The sequence below is a fragment of the Falsiroseomonas oryzae genome (assembly GCF_027856955.1).
GTDB classification, from domain to species: Bacteria; Pseudomonadota; Alphaproteobacteria; order Acetobacterales; family Acetobacteraceae; genus Falsiroseomonas; species Falsiroseomonas oryzae.
In genome coordinates, this window is record NZ_JAPSMD010000593.1 from 1 (window position 1) to 2,640 (window position 2,640).

At 71.2% G+C, this 2,640-nt stretch carries 3 protein-coding genes and 1 pseudogene; 3 read left to right on the forward strand and 1 reads right to left on the reverse strand.

From position 1 onward, the window contains the following. The 3 genes from OZN99_RS29320 to OZN99_RS29330 form a co-directional block, all read left to right on the forward strand. Positions 1–674: OmpA/MotB family protein (locus tag OZN99_RS29320; RefSeq protein ID WP_270938751.1), on the forward strand; the 674-nt coding region annotated here is incomplete at its 5' end. Beyond that, positions 671–1,537, forward strand: coding sequence for a flagellar motor stator protein MotA (gene motA / locus OZN99_RS29325; RefSeq protein WP_270938752.1), 867 nt, complete (start codon positions 671–673; stop codon positions 1,535–1,537). The genes OZN99_RS29320 and motA, both read left to right, overlap by 4 nt. A 52-nt stretch (positions 1,538–1,589) precedes the next feature. After that, positions 1,590–2,024: a PaaI family thioesterase gene (locus OZN99_RS29330; RefSeq protein ID WP_270938753.1), complete on the forward strand. Its 435-nt coding sequence runs from the start codon at positions 1,590–1,592 to the stop codon at positions 2,022–2,024. Between the two features lie 14 nt (positions 2,025–2,038). Here the strand turns inward: OZN99_RS29330 and OZN99_RS29335 are convergent. Then, positions 2,039–2,640 (reverse strand): annotated as a pseudogene (locus tag OZN99_RS29335) (DNA gyrase subunit B); the annotation flags it as partial.

The following is a 2,640-nucleotide window of genomic DNA, read 5'->3' on the forward strand; positions in this document are numbered from 1 at the left end:
CGGAGGGCGAGGACGAGGAGGCGGAGCCGCGCCGGGTCCGCACGGCGCGCGCCGACGCGCCGCCCGGCGACCAGGATCCGCGCGCGGCGCCCGATGTCCGCGCGGTGTCGGATGCCGAACTGCGCGCCGAGCACGAGCGCCGCGAGCGCGAAGCCTTCGAGCGGGCGGCGGAGGAGATCCGGCGCACCATCGCCGGCGACCCCGCACTTGCCGAACTCGGCCGACAGCTGCTTATCGAGCAGGCACCGGAGGGGCTGCGCATCCAGCTGCTGGACGCGGAGCGGCAGCCGATGTTCGCGCTCGGCGGCGCGGCGCCGAACGACCGCGCGCGCCAGCTCATCGCGCGCGTGGCGCAGGTGGCGGCGCGATTGCCCAACCCCGTCTCGATCACCGGCCATACGGACTCGACGCCCTTCCGCGGCGGCACGGACCGTTCCAACTGGGATCTTTCCGCGGAGCGCGCCAACGCGACGCGGCGCCTGCTCTCTGAGGCCGGTCTGCCGGAATCGCGCATCCACAGCGTGGCCGGCCATGCCGAGCGGCAGCCGCTTCTGCCCGACCAGCCAGGCGCCGCCGCCAACCGCCGCGTCGCCATCACCCTGCTGCGAGACCCGCCGCCGCCGCGCCGGCAGGAAGCCGATGCCGCCGCGCGCAGCGGGAGCGTGACGCGATGACCTCGATCGCGGGCTTCGTCTTCCTGCTGGTGATGGTGTTCGGCGGCTACACGATCGCCGGCGGCAGCTTCGCGATCATCTTCTCCACCCTCGCCTTCGAATTCATGATGATCGGCGGCGCCGCGGTGGGCGCCTTCATCATGTCGAACAGCATGCACGACGTGAAGCACACGCTGGGCGGCATGGGGAAGATCATGAAGGGGGCGCGGTACCACAAATCCGACTACGTGGAGATGCTGTCGCTGCTCTACTGGTTCGTGCGCTTGGCGCAGCAGAAGGGCGCCATGGCGTTGGAGGCGCATATCGAACGGCCGCAGGAAAGCGCCGCATTCCAGAAGTTCCCGAAGATCGCCGGCGACCATCACGCGGTGACGATGATCTGCGACTACCTCCGCATGATCGGCATGAACGCCGACGACCCGCACCAGATCGAGGACGTGATGGCGCGGGAGCTGAAGAAGATGAAGGAGGAGGAGCTGCACCCCTCCCACGCGCTGCAGAACATCGCCGATGCGCTGCCGGCGCTGGGCATCGTCGCGGCGGTGCTGGGCGTGATCAAGACCATGGGCTCGATCGACCAGCCACCGGCAGTGCTGGGCAAGATGATCGGCGGCGCGCTGGTCGGCACCTTCCTGGGCGTGCTGCTGGCCTATGGCCTGATGGGACCGCTGGCGACCCGCCTGAAGGGCATCGTCGAGGAGGACGCCAAGTACTACGAGGTGATCCGCGCGGTGCTGGTGGCCCATCTGCACGGGAACGCGCCGCAGGTGGCTGTGGAGACCGGCCGGAAGATGGCACCGAGCCATTCCATGCCGAGCTTCCAGGAGCTCGAGGAGTCGCTGCAGAACCTGCAGATCGGCTGACTGGCCGATGGCCCGCTTGACCGCGGCGCCCGGGACCGGCACGGGACCGGGCATGACCGACGCCCCGCTCGACCCCCATCCCGCCCCCTTCCACGACCTGCTCGGGATCGAGCTGGTCGAATGGCGCGACGGCTTCGCCCGCGTGGCCGTCGAGGCCGGGTCGCGCCACGCCAACCGGTCCGGCATCGTGCATGGCGGCGTGATGCTGTCGCTGATCGACCAGGCGGCGGCCTATGCGGGGCTGTGGTGCAGCGTGCCGGGCAACATCCGCCGCGCCGTGACGCTGGACCTGGATTGCCGCTTCACCGGACAGGTCGCGTCCGGGCGGCTGGTGGCGGAAGGCCGGGTCGTGACGCGCGGCCGCAACATCTTCTTCTGCCGCACGGAGGTGTTCGACGCCGCCGGCACCGTGGTGGCCTTCGGCGCCTCCACGCATCGCTGGCGCGCCGGCAGCGAGACGCATGAGGGGCAGCCGCCCGGCGGGTGAGGCCCGCCGGCGGATCAGACGTCCAGGTTCGCCACCTTCAGCGCGTTCTCCACGATGAAGTCGCGCCGCGGCTCCACCACGTCGCCCATCAGGGTGGAGAACACCTGCTCGGCATCCTCCAGGTCCTCCACGCGCACGCGCAGCAGCGTGCGCGCGGCGGGATCCAGCGTGGTCTTCCAGAGCTGGTCGGGATTCATCTCGCCCAGGCCCTTGAAGCGCTGGATGGTCAGGCCCTTCCGGCCCTGCGCAATGATGCGGTCCCAGACCATCAGCGGGCCGGATTGGGCGATGCCCGGGCCATCGAAGGACAGCACCGCGGGACCCGCGGCGTAGTCGGCAGCGAAGCCCTCGCGCCGCTCGTCCAACCAGCGTGCCTCCGCGCTCTTCAGCGCGGTCGGGTCCAGCGCATGCCGCTCCGTCACGCCGCGCACCACGCGATACAGCGAGAGGCCATTCGCATCGGCCGTGGCCTTCCAGCCGCGCTCGCTCTCCGGCGCCAGCGCGTCCAGGCGCTGCGCGAGCAGCGCCGCGCCGGCCAGCGCGCGCTCGGGGTCGAGCGTCAGCGCGCCGGCCACCGCGGCCTGCTCGACGATGGCGGCCGGCACCTGCGTCGCCA

Bases quoted from the DNA above. Each gene is read 5' to 3' on its own strand.
- motA (WP_270938752.1), top strand. From the start codon at position 671: ATGACCTCGATCGCGGGCTTCGTCTTCCTGCTGGTGATGGTGTTCGGC.
- OZN99_RS29330 (WP_270938753.1), top strand. From the start codon at position 1,590: ATGACCGACGCCCCGCTCGACCCCCATCCCGCCCCCTTCCACGACCTG.